The sequence below is a fragment of the Vibrio sp. vnigr-6D03 genome, from assembly GCF_002835515.1.
Classification (GTDB): domain Bacteria; phylum Pseudomonadota; class Gammaproteobacteria; order Enterobacterales; family Vibrionaceae; genus Vibrio; species Vibrio penaeicida.
In genome coordinates this window covers 61,985-81,956 of sequence record NZ_PIZL01000002.1, presented here as the reverse complement: position 1 = coordinate 81,956, position 19,972 = coordinate 61,985, and the positions used below count along the sequence as shown (strand labels likewise).

17 protein-coding genes are annotated in these 19,972 nt (G+C 44.9%); 16 read left to right on the top strand and 1 reads right to left on the bottom strand.

What is annotated here, in order from left to right; genetic code table 11:
• Positions 1-294 precede the first annotated feature (294 nt).
• Positions 295-4,188 (top strand): phosphoribosylformylglycinamidine synthase, encoded by a 3,894-nt coding sequence (purL, locus tag CW749_RS03595; RefSeq protein WP_101110685.1) that lies wholly within the window; start codon positions 295-297, stop codon positions 4,186-4,188.
• A 179-nt stretch (positions 4,189-4,367) separates the two neighbouring features.
• Entirely contained in the window at positions 4,368-4,685 is a 318-nt protein-coding gene (locus CW749_RS03590) for a DUF3622 domain-containing protein (protein ID WP_101110684.1), read from the top strand.
• A gap of 62 nt (positions 4,686-4,747) precedes the next feature.
• Here CW749_RS03590 and CW749_RS03585 read toward each other — a convergent pair whose 3' ends face one another.
• The gene (locus tag CW749_RS03585; RefSeq protein ID WP_101110683.1) at positions 4,748-6,220 is read right to left on the bottom strand and encodes an aminoacyl-histidine dipeptidase; all 1,473 of its coding nucleotides are present in this window, start codon (positions 6,218-6,220) and stop codon (positions 4,748-4,750) included.
• A 1,079-nt stretch (positions 6,221-7,299) separates the two neighbouring features.
• Here CW749_RS03585 and CW749_RS03580 point away from each other — a divergent pair.
• The 14 genes from CW749_RS03580 (at position 7,300) to pgpA (ending at position 19,949) form a co-directional block, all read left to right on the top strand.
• Entirely contained in the window at positions 7,300-8,595 is a 1,296-nt protein-coding gene (locus CW749_RS03580) for an NCS2 family permease (RefSeq protein WP_101110682.1), read from the top strand.
• 28 nt (positions 8,596-8,623) lie between these two features.
• Positions 8,624-9,079: a xanthine phosphoribosyltransferase gene (gene gpt, locus CW749_RS03575; protein ID WP_101110681.1), complete on the top strand. Its 456-nt coding sequence runs from the start codon at positions 8,624-8,626 to the stop codon at positions 9,077-9,079.
• A gap of 134 nt (positions 9,080-9,213) precedes the next feature.
• On the top strand, positions 9,214-10,461 hold the full coding sequence (gene frsA, locus CW749_RS03570; protein ID WP_180958322.1) for an esterase FrsA: 1,248 nt from the start codon (positions 9,214-9,216) through the stop codon (positions 10,459-10,461).
• A gap of 158 nt (positions 10,462-10,619) precedes the next feature.
• Entirely contained in the window at positions 10,620-11,009 is a 390-nt protein-coding gene (gene crl, locus CW749_RS03565; protein ID WP_101110679.1) for a sigma factor-binding protein Crl, read from the top strand.
• A gap of 141 nt (positions 11,010-11,150) precedes the next feature.
• Positions 11,151-12,290 (top strand): glutamate 5-kinase, encoded by a 1,140-nt coding sequence (gene proB, locus CW749_RS03560; protein ID WP_101110871.1) that lies wholly within the window; start codon positions 11,151-11,153, stop codon positions 12,288-12,290.
• 17 nt (positions 12,291-12,307) lie between these two features.
• Positions 12,308-13,558, top strand: coding sequence for a glutamate-5-semialdehyde dehydrogenase (locus tag CW749_RS03555; RefSeq protein WP_101110678.1), 1,251 nt, complete (start codon positions 12,308-12,310; stop codon positions 13,556-13,558).
• A 123-nt stretch (positions 13,559-13,681) separates the two neighbouring features.
• Positions 13,682-14,131: a transcriptional regulator NrdR gene (gene nrdR / locus CW749_RS03550; RefSeq protein WP_101110677.1), complete on the top strand. Its 450-nt coding sequence runs from the start codon at positions 13,682-13,684 to the stop codon at positions 14,129-14,131.
• Positions 14,131-15,228, top strand: a complete 1,098-nt coding sequence (ribD, locus tag CW749_RS03545) for a bifunctional diaminohydroxyphosphoribosylaminopyrimidine deaminase/5-amino-6-(5-phosphoribosylamino)uracil reductase RibD (protein ID WP_101110676.1) — start codon at positions 14,131-14,133, stop codon at positions 15,226-15,228. The genes nrdR and ribD overlap by 1 nt, the downstream gene beginning before the upstream one ends.
• Before the next feature lie 8 nt (positions 15,229-15,236).
• Positions 15,237-15,905 (top strand): riboflavin synthase, encoded by a 669-nt coding sequence (locus tag CW749_RS03540; protein WP_101110675.1) that lies wholly within the window; start codon positions 15,237-15,239, stop codon positions 15,903-15,905.
• 17 nt (positions 15,906-15,922) lie between these two features.
• The gene (gene ribBA / locus CW749_RS03535; RefSeq protein ID WP_101110674.1) at positions 15,923-17,050 is read left to right on the top strand and encodes a bifunctional 3,4-dihydroxy-2-butanone-4-phosphate synthase/GTP cyclohydrolase II; all 1,128 of its coding nucleotides are present in this window, start codon (positions 15,923-15,925) and stop codon (positions 17,048-17,050) included.
• A gap of 347 nt (positions 17,051-17,397) precedes the next feature.
• Entirely contained in the window at positions 17,398-17,868 is a 471-nt protein-coding gene (gene ribE / locus CW749_RS03530) for a 6,7-dimethyl-8-ribityllumazine synthase (RefSeq protein ID WP_101110673.1), read from the top strand.
• Positions 17,868-18,335 (top strand): transcription antitermination factor NusB, encoded by a 468-nt coding sequence (gene nusB, locus CW749_RS03525; protein WP_101110672.1) that lies wholly within the window; start codon positions 17,868-17,870, stop codon positions 18,333-18,335. Before ribE ends, nusB begins: the two co-directional genes overlap by 1 nt.
• Positions 18,336-18,468: 133 nt before the next feature.
• A complete protein-coding gene (thiL, locus tag CW749_RS03520) occupies positions 18,469-19,443 on the top strand; it encodes a thiamine-phosphate kinase (protein ID WP_101110671.1) in 975 nt (324 codons plus the stop codon).
• The gene (gene pgpA / locus CW749_RS03515) at positions 19,443-19,949 is read left to right on the top strand and encodes a phosphatidylglycerophosphatase A (RefSeq protein WP_101110670.1); all 507 of its coding nucleotides are present in this window, start codon (positions 19,443-19,445) and stop codon (positions 19,947-19,949) included. Before thiL ends, pgpA begins: the two co-directional genes overlap by 1 nt.
• Positions 19,950-19,972: the final 23 nt, after the last annotated feature.

The window sequence follows — 19,972 nt, the reverse complement described above, 5'->3', positions numbered from 1 at the left end:
AAAAAAAGAATAAAAAAGCGCGAGATGGCAGACGGAGAAATGCAACAGGTCTTGTCTTTAATTGGTCTCAAGACACTCTGTTTCTAGCACGTAGCTTCCTTTGATAGCGGCGCAATTAATTGAAGTGTTAAAAAAAGGCGCAAACGGTTGCTATTTGTGGTTACGTCACAGATTTTTTCCTCTATAATACGCCCGCAAATGCGAGGTGAAATTGGTATAGGTTTCAGGGTGGATAGTAACTCTTTGAATTTATTGCAATATCACCTTAACTAACTGCATAAGAGACCTAAGCACATGAGAATTTTGCGTGGCTCCCCAGCTCTTTCTGAGTTTCGTGTTAACAAATTACTTGAACTTTGTCGTGAGCAAAGCCTGCCAGTAACAGGTATTTACGCTGAGTTTATGCACTTTGCTGACCTAACAGCAGATCTAGATGCGTCTGAATTAGGCAAACTAGAAAAACTGCTGACTTATGGTCCAACGATCGAAGAGCACGAGCCTGAAGGTCTTCTACTTCTCGCGACTCCACGTCCGGGTACTATTTCTCCGTGGTCTTCTAAATCCACCGATATCGCTGTTAACTGTGGTCTAGACAAAGTAAAACGTCTGGAGCGCGGCACGGCTTACTACATTGAATCATCAGAAACTCTATCTGAAGAGCAAACTCAAGCCGTTAAAGCACTGATCCACGATCGTATGATGGAATCAGTGTTCACGGATTTGGATGCTGCATCTGCATTGTTTACAGTGGCAGAGCCGGCACCAGTAGCCGACGTTGATATCTTAACGGGTGGTCGTGCTGCGCTTGAAGAGGCAAACGTTTCACTGGGTCTTGCACTTGCTGAAGACGAAATTGACTACTTAGTAGAAAACTTCACCAAGCTTGGTCGTAACCCGAACGACATCGAACTGATGATGTTTGCTCAAGCGAACTCTGAGCACTGTCGTCACAAGATCTTTAATGCAGACTGGACTATCGATGGCGTTGACCAAGATAAGTCTCTGTTCAAAATGATCAAAAATACGTTTGAAACGACGCCTGACCACGTTTTGTCTGCATACAAAGATAACGCAGCAGTAATGACGGGTTCTAAAGTTGGTCGTTTCTTCCCTGATCCAGAATCTCGCCAGTACAACTACCACCACGAAGATGCGCACATCTTGATGAAGGTTGAAACGCATAACCACCCTACGGCAATTTCACCTTGGCCTGGTGCTTCTACCGGTTCTGGTGGTGAAATCCGTGACGAAGGCGCAACCGGTATTGGCGGCAAGCCAAAAGCGGGTTTGGTTGGTTTTACAACATCTAACCTTCGTATCCCTGGTTACGAGCAACCTTGGGAAACTGATTTTGGTAAACCAGGTCGCATCGTTAACGCACTAGATATTATGCTAGAAGGTCCACTTGGTGGCGCGGCGTTTAACAACGAATTTGGTCGTCCAAACCTGTTGGGTTACTTCCGTACTTACGAAGAAAAAGTAACGTCTCACGCGGGTGAAGAAGTTCGTGGTTACCATAAGCCAATCATGATTGCTGGTGGTATGGGTAACATTCGTGACGAGCATGTTCAGAAAAAAGAAATTCCTGTTGGTGCTAGCCTGATTGTTCTTGGCGGTCCAGCTATGAACATCGGTCTTGGTGGTGGTGCAGCCTCTTCAATGGCTTCTGGTCAATCGGCTGAAGATCTTGATTTTGCTTCTGTTCAGCGTGAAAACCCTGAAATGGAACGTCGTTGTCAGGAAGTGATCGACCGTTGTTGGCAGCTAGGTGACGACAACCCAATCGCATTCATTCACGATGTTGGTGCCGGTGGTATTTCAAACGCGCTTCCTGAACTTTGTGATGATGGTGAGCGTGGTGGTAAATTCCAGCTACGTGACGTACCAAATGATGAGTTGAGCATGAGCCCACTTGAGATCTGGTGTAACGAATCTCAAGAGCGTTATGTTATGGCCGTTGCGCCAGAAAACATGGCAACATTCGAAGCAATTTGTAAGCGTGAACGTGCGCCATACGCTGTCGTGGGTGTGGCAACAGAAGAGCGCCATTTAACACTTGAAGATTCGCACTTCGATAACACACCAATCGATATGCCAATGGATATTCTACTTGGCAAAACACCAAAGATGCACCGCGATGCAAAAACGCTGAAAGTGGAAAGTTCCGCGATTAGCCGTGAAGGTATCGAGCTAAATGAAGCGGCGGATCGCGTTCTTCGTTTACCAACCGTTGCAGAGAAAACATTCCTTATTACCATTGGTGACCGCTCAGTAACTGGTTTGGTTGCTCGTGACCAAATGGTAGGACCTTGGCAGGTTCCTGTGGCGAACTGTGCAGTAACGGCGGCTAGCTACGATTCTTACCACGGCGAAGCTATGTCGATGGGTGAGCGTACACCAGTTGCATTGTTAGACTTCGGTGCATCGGCTCGCTTAGCAGTAGGTGAGTCTTTGACGAACATCGCTGCGACAGATATCGGCGACATTAAACACATTAAGCTATCGGCAAACTGGATGTCTCCAGCGGGTCACCCAGGTGAAGATGCAGGTTTGTACGAAGCCGTTAAGGCGGTGGGCGAGGAACTTTGTCCGGCACTGGGCCTAACCATTCCTGTTGGTAAAGACTCCATGTCTATGAAAACCAAGTGGAACGAAAATGGTGAAGACAAAGAAGTCACTTCTCCATTGTCATTGGTTATCACGGCATTTGGTCGTGTGGAAGACGTTCGCAAAACCGTAACCCCTCAGTTACTTACTGACAAAGGCGAATCCTCACTGGTACTGGTAGACCTAGGTAACGGCAAGAACCGTTTAGGTGCGACAGCGCTAGCGCAGGTATACAAGCAGTTAGGCGACAAGCCAGCTGATGTAGATAACGCAGATCAGCTAAAAGGCTTCTTCGATGCCATGCAAACATTGGTTCGTGAAGACAAACTGTTGGCCTACCACGATAAAGGCGATGGTGGTTTGTTTGTAACCCTAGCGGAAATGGCATTCGCAGGTCACTGTGGTGTTCGCTCGAATATCGCAGAGCTGGGTGAAGACGCGCTCGCGACGTTATTCAACGAAGAATTGGGTGCTGTGGTTCAGGTTAAGAACGACGATTTGGATGCGGTACTTTCTACTCTGGCTGCAAATGGCTTGGAAACATGTTCCCACGTTATCGGTAGCGTTGAAGATTCAGACAACTTCGTTATCACTTCTGGCGATGCGATTGTGCTTGAGCGTTCACGTACAGAGCTACGTACCACCTGGGCAGAGACAACGCACAAGATGCAAGGTTTACGTGATAACCCAGCGTGTGCCGACCAAGAATTCGAAGCGAAGAAAGACAATTCAGACCCAGGCCTGAACGTCAAATTAAGCTACGATGTGAATGAAGATATTGCTGCGCCATACATTGCGAAAGGCGCTAAGCCTAAAATGGCAATTCTACGTGAGCAGGGCGTGAACTCTCACGTTGAAATGGCTGCCGCGTTCGATCGTGCTGGTTTTGAAGCCACCGATATCCACATGAGTGATATCTTAACAGGGCAAGCCGTACTGGAAGAGTACAACGGTTTAGTCGCTTGTGGCGGTTTCTCTTACGGTGACGTATTGGGTGCTGGTGAAGGCTGGGCTAAATCAATCTTGTTCAATGAAGATGCTCGCAGCCAATTCGAAAGCTTCTTTAAGCGCGAAGATACGTTCTCTTTAGGTGTTTGTAACGGTTGTCAGATGCTTTCAAACTTGAAGGAACTGATTCCAGGTGCGGATTTATGGCCTCGCTTTGTTCGTAACGAATCTGAGCGTTTTGAAGCGCGCTTTAGCCTAGTTGAAGTGCAGAAATCCGATTCTGTGTTCTTCGATGGCATGGAAGGCTCTCGTATGCCAATCGCGGTTTCTCATGGCGAAGGTCGTGTTGAAGTTCGCGGCGGTGAACACCTAAATGCCATTGAAAATTCAGGTACGGTCGCGTTGCGTTACGTTGATAACAACGGAAACCAAACGCAGCAATACCCGAACAACCCGAATGGTTCGCCAAACGCGATTACGGGTCTAACAACATCGGATGGTCGTGTAACGATCATGATGCCTCACCCAGAGCGTGTATTCCGCACGGTAGCAAACTCTTGGTCTCCAGAGGGTTGGGGTGAGAATGGTGCTTGGATGCGTATGTTCCAAAATGCACGTAAGAATGTCGGTTAATTGAGTTTTCGCTAGCAACTGATTCTCAGTTTACCGAAACCGCCAGAGTGAAAGCTCTGGCGGTTTTTTTCGAAGTGTTGTTGCTGAAAAACTAGAGCAATTTGTGTGACTTTGTGCTCTAATACCGCGCTTGCCAAGGGATGGCTATATCCCTTTACAAATCCCTTAGGAATATAGAAATGTCGAAAAACAGAAAATTTGCTATCCGTGTGACTGAGAAGCGCAATGGCTGGACAGCAGAAATCACTCGCCAAGTTACATCGCGTCGTACTGTTGTGTCGAAACGCGAAACTGGTTTTGAGTCTGAAGTTTTAGCAAACGAGTGGGCAGAAAAAACGCTGGCTGAGTTTGTAGAAAATCAAGCTAAGCGCAATGATCGTAAAGCTGAAAAGCGAAGCGAGCGCGAAGCTGCTGCATTGGCTTTGGCTGAAAAAGTGGCCGCAGAAAAAGCGAAAAAAGCAGCGGAAGAAAAGAAAAGTATCGCTGACGAAGAGTAATTTACTTTTCGATTATGAATAAAAAAGGCTGGCACATCGCCAGCCTTTACTTTTTCTAGAGGTTATTTCTTTTCTGGAATGGCTTCCAGTAGTGCAACCATTTGTTCCCAGTACAAAGCAACGGTATCAATTTTCACCTTCTCATCTGGAGAGTGAGGGAATTTGATTGTTGGCCCGAAAGAAACCATATCCATTTCTGGGTAAGGTTCTTTGAACAACCCACATTCTAATCCAGCGTGAATCACCATGATATTAGGTTTATGTCCGTAGATGCCTTCATACATTTCACGGAAGATAGCCATGATTTCTGAATCTGCGTCTGGCTTCCAACCAGGGTAAGCGCCAGAGAAAGATAATTCTGCCCCAGCCAACTCTGCAATAGAGCGAAGCGTGCTTTCAACTTGCTCTCGACCCGAGTCAATCAAAGAGCGAATCAAACACAGTACAGTGACCTTGTCATCTTCTGTTGTGATAACACCAACATTCAAAGATGTTTCTACCACACCCTCAATTTCATCACTCATACGAATAACACCGTTTGGCGCGGCGTTTAAAGCGGAAACAAAACGGAATTGATCGGCCTGAGCAAACACTTTTCCAGTATTCTCTGCTTCTTCATTGAAAGAGACGATACTGGTTTCAATTTTGCCTAATTCAGCAGAGAGCAGGTTTGTGTAAGTATTGAAAAGTTCTGCTAGTTTTTCTTGGTTTTCAGCAGGGACGGCAACGGTAGCAAACGCTTCTCTTGGAATGGCGTTACGAAGGCTACCACCACGGAAATCAATAAGTCGAAGATCAAGTTCTTGAGCATGACCGGCAAGGAAGCGAGCAAATAATTTGTTCGCGTTGCCACGACCTGTGTGAATATCACAACCGGAATGCCCACCTTTTAAGCCTTTTAGAGTGAGCACGCGAGTCACATAACCTTCTGGTACTTCTTCGCGTTGGATATCAAATGTCATTGCACCATCAATACCGCCAGCACAACCCATGTATACTTCACCTTCCTGCTCAGAATCTGTATTGAGAAGAATGTCCCCTTCCAGCCATCCAGCTTCCAAACCGAATGCGCCAGTCATGCCTGCTTCTTCATCGACCGTCAGTAAAACTTGAACTGGACCATGTTTAATGTCGTCAGAAGCAAGTACAGCTAAGCAAGAAGCCATACCAATACCGTTATCTGAACCTAGAGTAGTGCCCTTTGCTGTAACCCATTCACCATCAATGTAAGGCTGGATAGGATCTTTTGTGAAGTCATGGTCCGTGTCTTCATTTTTTTGAGGAACCATATCGATGTGCGCTTGAAGCACTACGCCTTTCTTATTTTCCATTCCTGGTGTGGCTGGCTTTTTGATAAAAACGTTACCAGTAGGATCGCGGCGTACATCCAAGCCTTGCTCTGTGGCCCAATTTATAATGTATTGAGCAAGCTCTTCCTCATGTTTTGAAGGGTGAGGAATAGAACAAATTTTATCGAAGAACTGCCAAAGTTTCGCTGGGGACAACTGGCTGATTTCAGAATGGAACTCAGACACGGAAAACTCCTTTATTGTTTTGTTAGGCTGACAGGATGATGTTTCTTGAGGATTTAAGATAACTAACCAGATATCGCATCAGTTACGGTAATGACCGTATTTCATCCTGAACAACGCTGTGACGATGCGCCTAGAATACCATTTCCAATTCAGATTTACGTAGCAATTCTCAATTCAATCTTTAGCGATCGCGTAACAAATAGTTGGCGGTGTAAAAAACAGAATAGTAATACTTCTGCTAGCCTTAAAGACTATGGATGGCAACAATTAAATTTGTTTCATTTGGTTTTTGTCATTATTTGATATTTTTGTAATTAAATTACATTATTTTTTTGATTAGGCGCAATTTAAGCAGGTTTGTGTGATGTGGATCATTTTAAATATTGTAATTATTTTTCTTGGTGGTATATTAGCAACCAACTTCAGCAGTGAAGAGAAAATGCTCAAAGGATGAGTCCGTTTATCGCCTCCAAGGAACTGAGAATCAAATTGTGTTTAATTGATTTAAAGGTGATAGCTATGAAAGGTTTACCGTCTGCGATGTTCTGGAATGTACCATCTATATACACTGGTAACTTCGCATACCCAACCAGCTTTGGTTACTAGTCATAACCAAGTGTAAGACTGAACAAATTGTTCACCCCTAAAATTGGAATTAATTTACCATCCCTGTTTTTGCTGTCGGGATAACAAGATTCTACCGCCACTCAAGTTGAGTGGCGTTTTTTTATGTTCAAAATATATTCACTCTGTGACTTTTACCCAACATAAGCCTGCAATTTCATAATCCTTCTATTTTTAAACGCTACCAATCGCAAATTTCTGGGAAATGTGTTCCTTGTCTAACTATGTGCTCAGTTTTCAACCTACAATGATGAGCTCTATGCCAATATGGCATAGAAACGTTTATAAGGATTAAGTGATTGATATGCATGAAAAAGGTAGCGTCGCTAGCCCTCGATAATTGTACGGATAATCGAGAGTTTTAATTCTAACTAGAATTTGATATTTGATATCTTTATAATTCGCGCCAATCGATTACGCAAACGTTTATTTTACACAATTTTAGGGATTCGATTATGCTCGAAAGGCTATTTAAACTGAGTGAACACAATACCAGTGTGCGCACCGAAATCATTGCCGGGTTGACGACTTTTCTCACCATGGCTTATATCATTTTTGTTAACCCAGCGATTTTGTCTGATACCGGAATGGATCGTGATGCTGTGTTTGTCGCAACATGTTTAGCGGCCGCCGTTGGGTGTTTCATTATGGGCTTAGTGGCAAACTACCCAATCGCTCAAGCACCAGGTATGGGGTTAAATGCCTTCTTTACTTATTCCGTTGTATTGGGGATGGGGCATACGTGGCAAGTGGCATTAGCGGCGGTTTTTGTTTCTGGTGTTCTATTTATTTTACTGAGCATTTTTAAAATCCGCGAATGGATCATTCACTCTATACCTATGTCACTGCGAACGGGTATTTCGGCAGGTATTGGTTTGTTCTTAGCTTTCATCGGACTGAAAAATGCCGGTATTGTTGTTGATAATCCAGCGACGTTTGTCTCTTTGGGTCAAATCACTTCTCTTCCAGCTGTACTCGCTTCGCTTGGTTTCTTTTTGACCATTGCACTGGTTCATAAAGGTGTAAAAGGCGCAGTCATGATTGCTATTCTAGCCGTGACGGGTCTTGGCTTAGCATTCGGTGATGTAACTTGGGGTGGTGTGGCTTCATGGCCGCCAAGCATTGCACCAACCTTTATGCAATTGGATTTCTCTGCTGTATTTGAAATCGGCATGATTTCCGTCGTCTTTGCTTTCCTATTTGTCGATTTGTTTGATACTGCAGGTACCTTGGTCGGGGTCGCGCAAAAAGCCGACCTTATTCAAAAAGATGGCAAGATTCCTCGTTTGAACCGAGCGCTTCTCGCGGATTCAACAGCAACATCTGTTGGTGCTGTTCTAGGTACATCGAACACTACGTCTTACATTGAAAGTGTTTCTGGCGTTGCTGCTGGCGGTCGAACTGGTCTCACAGCGGTTGTGGTTGGCATTTTATTCCTACTTGCTTTATTCTTCTCGCCACTAGCTGGAATGATCCCCGCTTACGCGACAGCAGGCGCACTATTTTATGTTGCAATCCTGATGCTCTCTGGTTTGGTTAGTATTGACTGGCGCGATCTAACCGAAGCGGCTCCTGTTGTTGTGACGTGTCTTCTGATGCCGCTAACATTTTCTATCGCGGATGGTATTGCTTTAGGTTTTATTGCCTATGCAGCTATCAAAGCGTTGAGCGGTAAAGCGCAAGATGTGTCCCTAAGTGTTTGGGTTATGGCAGCCATTTTCACCATTAAATTCGTTCTTAGCGCAGGCTAAGACAAAGCCGATACAGGTTATAACAACTATGAGTAATAAATTTATCATCACCTGGGACAACATGCAGATGTACTGCCGTCAGCTTGCTGAGCGTCAAATGCCAGCAGAGCAATGGAAAGGCATCATTGGCGTGAGTCGTGGTGGTTTAGTTCCTGCCGCTATTCTGGCTCGTGAACTGGGTATTCGCTATGTAGACACGGTTTGTATTTCTAGTTATGACCATGATCACCAGCGCGATATGTCGGTTTTAAAAGCACCAGAAGGTGATGGTGAAGGCTTCCTGATTGTTGACGATTTGGCAGACAGTGGTGACACAGCTCGTCAGATCCGCGAAATGTATCCAAAGGCGAAGTTGATTACTGTTTGTGCTAAACCAGCTGGTATCGATTTGGTTGATGATTATGTTGTTGATATTCCACAAGATACTTGGATCGAGCAACCATGGGATATGGCGTTGACATTCGTTGATCCAATCAACAAATAAAGGCTTTATCTAGAGTAAATACTTAGGTAAACACTCAAATTTTCAAAATGACCCTGTATAGGGTTATTTTTTTTATTACTATTAGGGGCAGAAACCCCTTATACAACACTGAATAAGATCCTTGCCTTATGTCCATGCCTGAAGAGCAAATCAGCAAAAACCTTTCAGAAGAACTGTTTCAAAATCATCGCCAAGCGAGAGAAACGTCTGCACTTGTTCGCTATATGCCAAGTAACGAGAGCTACTTGGATAAGCAGCGAGAAGAGCAAGGCGAATCTTGGTATCGAACGCTAAGGCGTATGCAGTGGATATGGCAGGGGATTGAGCCGTTAGAGATGGAAGAAGTGCTTTCAAGAATTGCTTCTTCCACTCATTCCCGTACCCATGATGAATGGTTAGATACGGTCATGGGGTATCACTCCGGTAATTGGACGTACGAATGGATTCATCAAGGGATGTTGAATCAGAAGAAAGCATCGGAACTGAAGGGTGATGAAGCGAGTGACGCTTACTTTAGAGCCAGCCTGTGTTTTAGCATTGCGGGCTACCCGCACATAAAGGGAGATAGCCTTTCCATTCAGGCTCAGGTGTTGGTGCACAAAGCCTATGATTTGGCGATGGAACACAGCTCGCTTATTACTAAGAAGATCGAAGTGCCTTTTGGCAAGAAAAAGATAAAAGCAAATCTACACCTTCCGCACACCGAAAGACAATTACCTGTTGTGATTGTTAGTGCCGGGCTTGATAGTTTGCAATCGGACATGTGGCGATTGTTCAAAGACTATTTGGCGCCCAATGATATTGCCATGCTCACCTTAGACATGCCTTCTATCGGCCATAGCAGCCATTGGGATCTCACAGAAGATTCAAGCTGCCTTCACAAAGCGATTCTCGATGAGCTCCCTCGGATTCCTTGGGTTGATCACTTTAAAGTGGGGATGCTTGGTTTCCGCTTTGGTGGAAATGCGGCGATTCGTTTGAGCTTTTTAGAACAAGATAGAATAAAAGCATGCGTTGCGCTGGGCGCGCCTATTCACGATGTTCTGTCTTCTACAGATAAGCTGCTACAAATGCCGAAGATGTACTTGGATATGCTCTCATCTCGATTGGGTAAAGAAGTTGTCGATGTACACAGCTTGGCTGGTCAAATGCGCGCTTGGTCGCTTAAAACGCAAGGCTTTTTAACGAATCGAAGAACTCAAGTGCCTATCCTTGCTCTTGGGCTGGAAGGGGATCCCATTTCTCCCTATTCAGACAACAAATTGGTCTCAATATTTAGCCATGGCGGTCAAGCGAAGAAAGTGTCATCTAAGTCAATTTCGAAAGGATATGAGGAATCTCTCTCATTAGCACTTCAATGGCTAAAATATGAACTAAAATAATGACTTTTGGTCGATTTTAGTCAATGATTATTAGATTCGACAGACGTAATCCTGCGCTTTAGGGCTGTCGGGTATAAGTGCCGAAACTGAATATCTTAAGGCACGTATCTTATAAATCTAAGTTCTTATAAATCTAATAATTGAAATGGAGATTCAATATGACTGAAAATACTGCGAATCCCACACACTTTCGTTTGTTGTCGGCATTAAAAGCCGTTGGTCCTTACTTGCGAGAGAAGGAGTCACAGGAAGGTCATTACTTGTTTGATTGCTTATCTGTTTGCGTTAGTGACAAAAAGTCACCGGAAGAAAGGGAGTTTTGGGGGTGGTGGTTAGAGTTCGATAAGCAAGATGAAGGTTATGTCGCTAACTACAGTTTAGGGCTCTACAATGTTGAAGGGAACTGGGAATCAAAGGCAATTCCTAAGAAAGCTCAAGATGAAGTTGCCAGAACAATGGAAGACTTTGATAAAAAACTAAAAAAAGCACTTTCAGAGCGATTTGAAATTGATTACGAGTTGCATAAAGAGTCAGTAGAAGTCACTTAATTCTCGTGTTTCAACACCGCACCTTACCGTGACTCAGGTATAAGTGCATAAAAAGGCGCATTTTTGCGCCTTTTCTTCTTGTTAAAACCTCACTTCATTGTTACAACATCTGTTCTTAGTTTGTTTTTAACCATATTGACAATGACAATGAATCAAAAAAACGGGATAGCCTCCCAAACTCAAACCATCGTTGTAAAGTTAGGAACCAGTGTGCTCACAGGCGGCACTTTGGAGATCAACCGACCCCACATGGTTGAGCTTGTAAGGCAGTGTGCAGAGCTTAAAAAGCAAGGTCATGCTGTTGTTTTAGTTTCTTCTGGTGCTATTGCAGCAGGCAGACAACATTTAGGCTACCCGACCTTGCCCAACAACATGTCGAGCAAACAACTGCTCGCGGCGGTTGGGCAAAGCAGATTAATCCAAATCTGGGAATCGTTGTTCGACCTATTTGGTTTGAAAATAGGCCAAATGCTCCTTACTCGCGCTGACCTTGAAGACAGAGAGCGTTTTCTTAACGCGAGAGATACCGTGAATGCACTGGTCGCAAACGACATAATACCCATTGTGAATGAAAATGATGCAGTGGCGACGTCAGAGATAAAAGTGGGTGATAATGACAACCTATCAGCACTTGTTGGTATTTTATGCAGCGCCGATAAATTACTGCTTTTAACCGATCAGCCGGGGTTATTTACCGCAGACCCTCGTAAAGACCCGAATGCTGAATTAATAAAAGAAGTGAAAACCATCGATGACACTCTGCGAAAAATTGCGGGTGGTAGCGGAACCACGTTAGGTACTGGCGGTATGGCAACCAAACTGCAAGCTGCCGATATTGCGAGAAGAGCAGGTATAGAAGTGATTATTGCAGCGGGGAGCGGGCAGAATGTCATTTTCGACGCTTTAAGCGACAATCCGCAAGGCACTCGTTTCTTACCATTGGAAGAGTCACTCGAAAATCGCAAGCGGTGGATCCTAGCTGGACCAGCGGCATCTGGCGATATTGTTATCGATGAAGGTGCAGTAAACGCAGTGATTGCTAGAGGAAGTAGCTTATTGGCTAAAGGTGTCGTGCAGGTGAGCGGATCGTTTGCCCGCGGAGAAGTTGCACGTATTACCACTTCCAAAGGTCAGCTCATTGCGAAAGGCATTACCAGTTACTCAAGTGGTGACTTAGAAAAAATTATAGGAAAACACAGCAAAGATATCAGCGCGATTCTTGGTTATGAGTACGGTGCAGAAGTCATACACCGTGACGATCTTGTTGTGATTCAAGAGTAGAATTGAGGAGAAAAGTCATGGATTTAACTAACATGGGAAAAGCGGCAAAAGACGCAGCTTTTTACCTTGCAACAGCATCAACCGCTCAGAAGAATCAAGCGTTAGCCATTATTGCAGATGAGCTTGAAGCGAATGAAAAAGTCATTCTTGAAGCGAATGCCAAAGATATAGAGCTAGGTCGTGAAGCGGGTTTAACCGAAGCGTTGCTTGATCGTCTCTTGCTGACGAAAGAAAGGTTGGCAAGTATTGCTGGCGATGTACGAAACGTCATTGGCTTGACTGATCCAGTCGGAAGCGAACTAGACAGCAAAATGCTTGAAAATGGCATGTTTCTGACTAAACGCCGTGTGCCACTTGGCGTTGTCGGAGTGATCTATGAAGCGCGTCCGAATGTCACGATTGATATCGCAGCGCTATGTGTGAAAACGGGTAATGCCAGTATTTTACGCGGTGGCAAAGAGACTTTTTTCTCCAATATGGAGTTAGTTAAGGTTATTCAATCTGCGTTAGAAAAAGCGAAGTTACCGGCAGCATCGGTCCAATACATTGAAAAGCCCGATCGTGAATTAGTGTCTCAGTTGCTCAAACTCGACCAATATGTCGATATGATCATTCCTCGTGGTGGTGCTGGGTTACATAAAATGTGTAAGGAAAACAGCAATATTCCAGTGATTATTGGGGGATTTGGTATCAGCCATATATTCGTGGATGAAAGTGCTGATTTGGATCGCTCGCTGAACGTCGTTGAAAATGCAAAAATTCAGCGCCCCTCAGCATGTAATGCTCTGGACACTTTGCTTGTGCATGAAGCGGTTGCTGCGGAGTTCTTACCTAAATTGGTAGGGAAAATGGCGGAAAAAGTCGCATTTGTTGCTGAACCGAAAGCCAAAGTATTTCTGTCCGATGCGGAAAACCTAAGAGATGCGAAAGAGGGTGACTTTGATACCGAATGGCTGAGTTTCACTCTCGGTGTGAAAGTGGTCAGTGATCTGGACGAAGCCGTACATCACATGCGTGTACACAACGCGAGTCATTCCGATGCCATCATGTCAAATGACTTGGTGAATACCGAGCGCTTTATTAACTCAGTTGATTCCGCTGCGGTATACGTTAACGCATCGACACGATTCACCGATGGTGCCGAATTTGGTTTAGGCGCGGAAGTGGCGGTTTCGACCCAAAAACTCCATGCTCGAGGCCCTATGGGGTTAGAAGAATTAACCAGTTACAAATGGGTGGGTAAAGCCAATTATTTACCGCGTAGTTAACAAATTGCTGGGCAGTTAACAAAAAAATGCTGCTAAAGTGTTGATAAGGGCTCCTTGTGAGCCCTTTTTTCTTTTCTCAACCCCTTATATTCCGGTAGACTAAGACAAATTTTTGGAGGTGATATGCATTGTCCATTTTGTTCAGAAAATGACACCAAAGTCATTGATTCTCGTCTGGTTGCAGATGGGCATCAAGTTCGTCGTCGCCGTCAATGCTTGGCGTGCAGTGAGCGATTCACGACATTTGAAAGCGCAGAGCTTGTCATGCCGAAAGTCATTAAATCCAACGGAAATCGTGAACCGTTTAATGAAGATAAAATGGTCGGTGGATTTCAAAGAGCGCTTGAGAAACGCCCTGTGGCAGCCGATGCCATTGAGCTCGCGATAAGTACAATTAAGTCTCAACTTCGTGCAACGGGTGAGCGTGAGGTACCCAGTGAAATGATTGGTAACCTTGTTATGGATCAGCTTAAAGACCTCGACAAAGTCGCTTACATTCGTTTTGCATCGGTTTATCGCAGTTTTGAAGACATTAGAGAGTTTGGCGAAGAAATCGCTAAGCTAGAAGATTAATGCCATTACCCCTTCAAGACGCCCACTATATGGCATTGGCAATCGCTTTGGCCAAGAAAGGGCGTTTTACAACATCACCTAATCCAAATGTGGGCTGTGTGATTGTCAAAAACGATCAAATCGTGGGGCAAGGCTACCACCAAAAAGCAGGTGAAGCCCATGCTGAAATCATTGCGCTAAAAGACGCTGGAAAAGATGCCATTGGCGCGACAGCTTATGTGACTCTTGAGCCTTGCTCGCATCAAGGTAAAACACCGCCATGTGCCGATGCTTTGATTAACGTGGGTATTGCTCGCGTTATCTGTGCGACGCAAGATCCAAATCCATTGGTCTCAGGACGAGGCATCCAAAAACTAAGAGATGCTGGCATCGAAGTCGATGTCGGTGTATTAGAGTCCGAAGCCAACGCCTTAAATACCGATTTCAATCAGCGTATGCAAAAAGGCAAACCTTATGTGCAGTTGAAGTTAGCTGCAAGTTTGGACGGGCAAACTGCGCTGAGTAATGGCGAAAGTAAGTGGATAACCTCCACTAAAGCAAGGAAAGACGTGCAATTTTATCGTGCACAAGCGTGTGCGGTGCTATCGACCAGTAAAACCGTTATTGATGATAATGCATCACTAAACGTTCGTTGGTCTGAGCTTCCCTCATCCATTCAGTCTGTTTACCCAGAAAGTGAGCTTCGACAACCCTTGCGTGTCATTCTTGATCGTCAGAAGAAGCTCCATTCTGACCTTGCGTTGTTCAAAACTGGCGGTAAAGTCGAAATCGTTTCGTCAGAATCTGAACTTTTTGCGCTGGACAAGAAAAACAACATTGATCTATCGGCTGTACTGAAACAGCTGTCTGCTATCCATCAAGTGCAAAAAGTATGGGTTGAAGCAGGGGCGACATTGGCCGCCAGTTTGATTCAGCTAGAATTAGTCGACGAGCTAATTGTATATCTAGCCCCTAAATTGATGGGGAGTGATGGTCGAGGCTTGGTGCATATTTTGGGTCTGAACACCATGGCAGAAGCAATAGAACTCGATATAAAAGATGTACGCATGGTGGGACCAGATATTCGTATCACGGCCAAAATTCTAAAAAATACGTAGAAGAAATTATGTTCACAGGAATTATAGAAGCGGTGGGAACCCTAACCGCGATTACGCCCAAAGGTGAAGATGTTAGCGTTACGGTTGATGCTAGCAAGTTAGATATGTCTGACGTTCACTTAGGGGACAGCATTGCCACCAATGGTGTATGTTTGACGGTTATTGAATTTAACGATCACAGCTATACAGCCGACCTTTCATTGGAAACGTTGAACAAAACGGGATTCACTCAATATCAAGTGGGTGACAAAGTGAATTTGGAAAAAGCCATGTTACCAACCACGCGTTTTGGTGGGCACATTGTGTCTGGGCATGTGGATGGTGTTGGTGAGATTGTTGAGCGCAATCAGGTCGGAAGATCGGTTGAATTCTGGGTTCAGATGCCTCAAGAGATAGGTAAGTATGTTGCGGAAAAAGGATCGGTTACCGTTGATGGCATTAGCCTCACTGTTAACGCGCTCCGCAAAAATGCTTTCAAACTGACGATTGTGCCGCACACATCTTCTGAAACAACGATTAACGATTTTCAAGTTGGCCGAAAAGTAAACTTGGAAGTTGATGTATTAGCCAGGTACATGGAACGCTTACTTCAAGGTTCTGCCCACAGCGGTTCTTCAAATGAAACGCCTGAATCCAGCATGACAATGGAATTTTTACAACAAAACGGTTTTGCCTAACTAACGGGAACAGCATTATGTCTATTAGTACGCCTCAAGAAATCATTGAAGATATTCGTTTGGGTAAAATGGTTATCCTAATGGATGACGAGGATCGTGAAAACGAAGGCGATGTCATTATGGCAGCCGAGCACGTAACGCCTGAAGCTATTAATTTTATGGCAACGTACGGTCGTGGTCTTATTTGTTTAACCATGACCAAAGAGCGTTGTGAGCATCTTGGCTTGCCGCCAATGGTTCAAGACAATAATGCGCAGTATTCCACCGCGTTTACCGTCTCAATCGAAGCCGCAGAAGGCGTGACAACGGGTATCTCTGCAGCCGATAGAGCGCTGACTGTGCAAGCGGCTGTAGCGAAAGATGCCAAAGCGGCAGATCTCGTTCAACCGGGTCATATATTCCCTTTGACTGCCCAAGATGGTGGGGTCCTAACAAGAGCTGGGCACACCGAAGCAGGTTGTGATTTGGCGCGTTTGGCAGGGTTAGAGCCAGCTGGTGTTATTGTCGAGATTCTGAATGACGACGGCACAATGGCGCGTCGCCCCGATTTGGAAGTGTTCGCGGAAAAGCACGACATCAAGCTTGGCACTATTTCAGATTTAATCGAGTTTAGAAACAATACCGAAACGACGATTGAACGCGTGGCTCAATGCCACTTGCCAACGGAGTTTGGTGATTTCGAATTGGTGACTTACCGCGACACTATCGACAACCAAATACACTATGCGTTGAAAAAAGGCGACTTAGACGGCGCAGGATCAAGTAACGGTAAAGCGCCGTTGGTACGTGTTCACTTGCAAGACACATTCACCGATGTTCTTCGAAGTGACCGCAGTGCCGAGCGAAGCTGGACGTTAGACAAGGCGATGAAGCGCGTAGGTGATGAAGGCGGTGTTCTGGTGATTTTGGGGAATGAAGAAACATCAGATTATATCGTTCACAAAGTAAAAACCTTTGAGCAGCAAGACAAAGGTGACGCGCCAACCATGGCGAAAAAGCAAGGCACTTCGCGCCGTGTAGGTGTGGGTTCTCAGATTCTTGCTGATTTGGGCATCAGTGATATGCGTTTGCTTTCTTCGAGCTCTAAGCGTTACCACTCTTTGTCCGGATTTGGTTTGAACGTTGTTGAATACGTTTGTGATTAAGGTCATCAGACTTTAGAGATCCATCGTTCTTCCGAGGTCACTTTTTCAGCGGTGATTCTCTCATATCGTAATGACATGTTTTTTGTCTTAGAAAGAGCAGGTGCTTAAGTGCCTGCTCTTTTTGTATTCAACATTATCGGTTGTTTCAAATTCAACGAACGATAAAGCGAATGGGATACAAAAGCTCTGTCCTGAATTCCGCTTTTAAGGAATCACGAGGGAAATTATCTCAGTAAATTAGCGTCTGTTCTAAGGTGATATCGCTTAATTTCCATTAGATATCTCTCACACTTTTGTGCTAGAATCCGGCGATTCTCACTTGATGAACATAGTTAAAGGAAAGCTTTATGAAAGTGATCGAGGGCGTTCTCCCTGCTCCAAATGCAAAAATTGCTATCGTTATTTCTCGTTTTAACAGTTTTATTAACGAAAGCCTGTTATCTGGTGCAATCGATACTTTAAAGCGTTATGGACAAGTCAGCGAAGACAACATCACTGTCGTACGTTGCCCTGGAGCAGTTGAACTGCCTCTAGTGGCTCAACGTGTTGCGAAAACTGGAAAATTCGACGCTATCGTGTCTTTAGGTTCAGTAATTCGTGGCGGTACTCCTCACTTTGACTATGTTTGTAGTGAATGCAACAAAGGGTTGGCTCAAGTGTCTCTGGAATACAGTCTTCCAGTTGCGTTTGGCGTACTTACTGTTGACACCATCGATCAAGCTATCGAGCGCGCAGGAACCAAGGCTGGTAATAAAGGTGCAGAGGCTGCACTAAGCGCGCTAGAAATGATCAACGTTCTTTCAGAAATTGATTCCTAATGGGGGCCAGTGTGAAACCAGCCGCACGTCGTAACGCACGTCAATTTGCATTACAAGCCATATATTCGTGGCAGATTACCAAAGAGAATGTTGCTACTGTTGAAGAGCAATTCCTGTCTGGAGGCAAATATGATGAAGAAGAGCATCATGCAAATGAGCCTTCTCTGTCTGCACCAGAAACTGACGTCGCTTACTTCCGTGACCTGCTAACTGGCGTTGTGCTTAGTCACACAGAGTTAGACAGCAAACTGCGTCCTTACTTGTCTCGCCCTATGCAAGACTTGGACATGATGGAGCTGGCTTTGCTTCGTCTTGCGATGTATGAAATGACGCGTCGCGAAGATGTTCCTTACAAAGTAGTGATTAACGAAGCTATTGAGCTGGCAAAAGTGTTTGCAGCAGAAGATAGCCACAAGTTTGTGAATGGTGTGCTTGATAAAGCCGCACCGCATGTTCGCAAAAAGTAATCGTGAATAAATACAAAAAGGTCAGCTAATTAGCTGACCTTTTTCTTTTCGTGCTCTAGGTCTTAAACTGCTTCGAGCAAGTCATGCAAACTTGGGTATAATTAACATAAATAACAACATGCAAGAGTCAGCTATGGCAGGTGAATTTAACCTAATTACCACCTATTTCGTAAACCGACAAACCCAGCGCAAAGATGTTCAGCTTTCCCTCGGCGATGACAGCGCCTTGGTTACCTCTCCTGAAAATGTTCAAATAGCAATCAGTACTGACACGCTCGTGGCGGGTACGCATTTTCTAGAGCACGCTAACCCAGCGTGGGTCGCTCACAAAGCATTGGCTTCAAATTTGAGTGATTTAGCTGCTATGGGTGCTTCGCCAGCGTGGGTATCCCTTGCGCTCACTTTACCAGAGCCCGATGAAATGTGGCTGGCCCCATTTAGCGAGTCATTTTTTGAGTTAGCTAACTATTTCAATATCCAGCTCATTGGTGGCGATACCACTAAAGGCCCTTTGAGTATTACCCTGACCGTTCAAGGTTTTGTCCCCGAGGGTAAAGCGATGCGACGCGATGGTGCAAAAGTGGGTGATTGGATTTACGTGACGGGCACGTTAGGTGATAGTGCGGCTGGGCTCGAAGTTGTTCTTGATGAATCAAAACGAAGTAAACCTTTCGCAGAAGAACTCGAAAGAAGGCACTATCTCGCAACTCCACGCTTGGTCGTTGGGCAGGCTTTGCGAAATGTAGCGTCTTCCTGTTTAGATGTCTCTGATGGGTTAATCTCGGACTTAAAACACATTATGGACGCTTCTAACGTCGGGGCGGTTATTAACGTGGATGCCATTCCCCTGTCTGATGAATTACTAGCGTATTGCGATGATACAGATGAGGCTCTGAAGATGGCGCTAATCAGCGGTGAAGAGTATGAGCTTTGTTTTTGTGTCCCAGAAGAACATAAAGGTCAAATGGATACCTTGCTTGCGTATTCGGGTACAACCGCTACGTGTATTGGGCAAATTCGCAGTGGTGGCGAATTGGTACTGGAAAAAGAAGGTCAGAAACTGGATTGGCAGTTGTCTGGCTACGATCATTTTAAGGTTAACTCGTAATGCCGTCTCCTCTATCCCTGATTTCGCTTAAAAACCCTTGGCACTTGCTTGCGACAGGTTTTGGCAGTGGATTAGCTCCCATTATCCCAGGCACCATGGGGACACTCGCCGCGGTTCCTTTTTATCTTCTATTGGTGCAGTTACCTTTGCCTCTATACATTATTGCTGTCATTGCCTCGTGTATTATCGGCATCAAGATTTGCCAAGTGACTTCTGATGATATGGGGGTGCACGACCATGGCTCCATTGTGTGGGATGAATTTGCCGGCTTTTGGATCACTATGGCTATTGTCCCACTATTGAAGGTGCCCGTTTTCGATTGGAAGTGGATTCTTACTGGGTTCGTCCTTTTTCGCTTTTTTGACATGGTAAAACCATGGCCAATCGGATGGCTTGATAAGCGAGTCCACGGTGGGTTAGGTATTATGCTGGACGATATTGTCGCAGGTATCATGGCGGCTATTTCATTATGGCTTGTTGGCAGGTATGCTGGCTGGCTTATATAATGGAGTCGTTAAAAAAGGATACT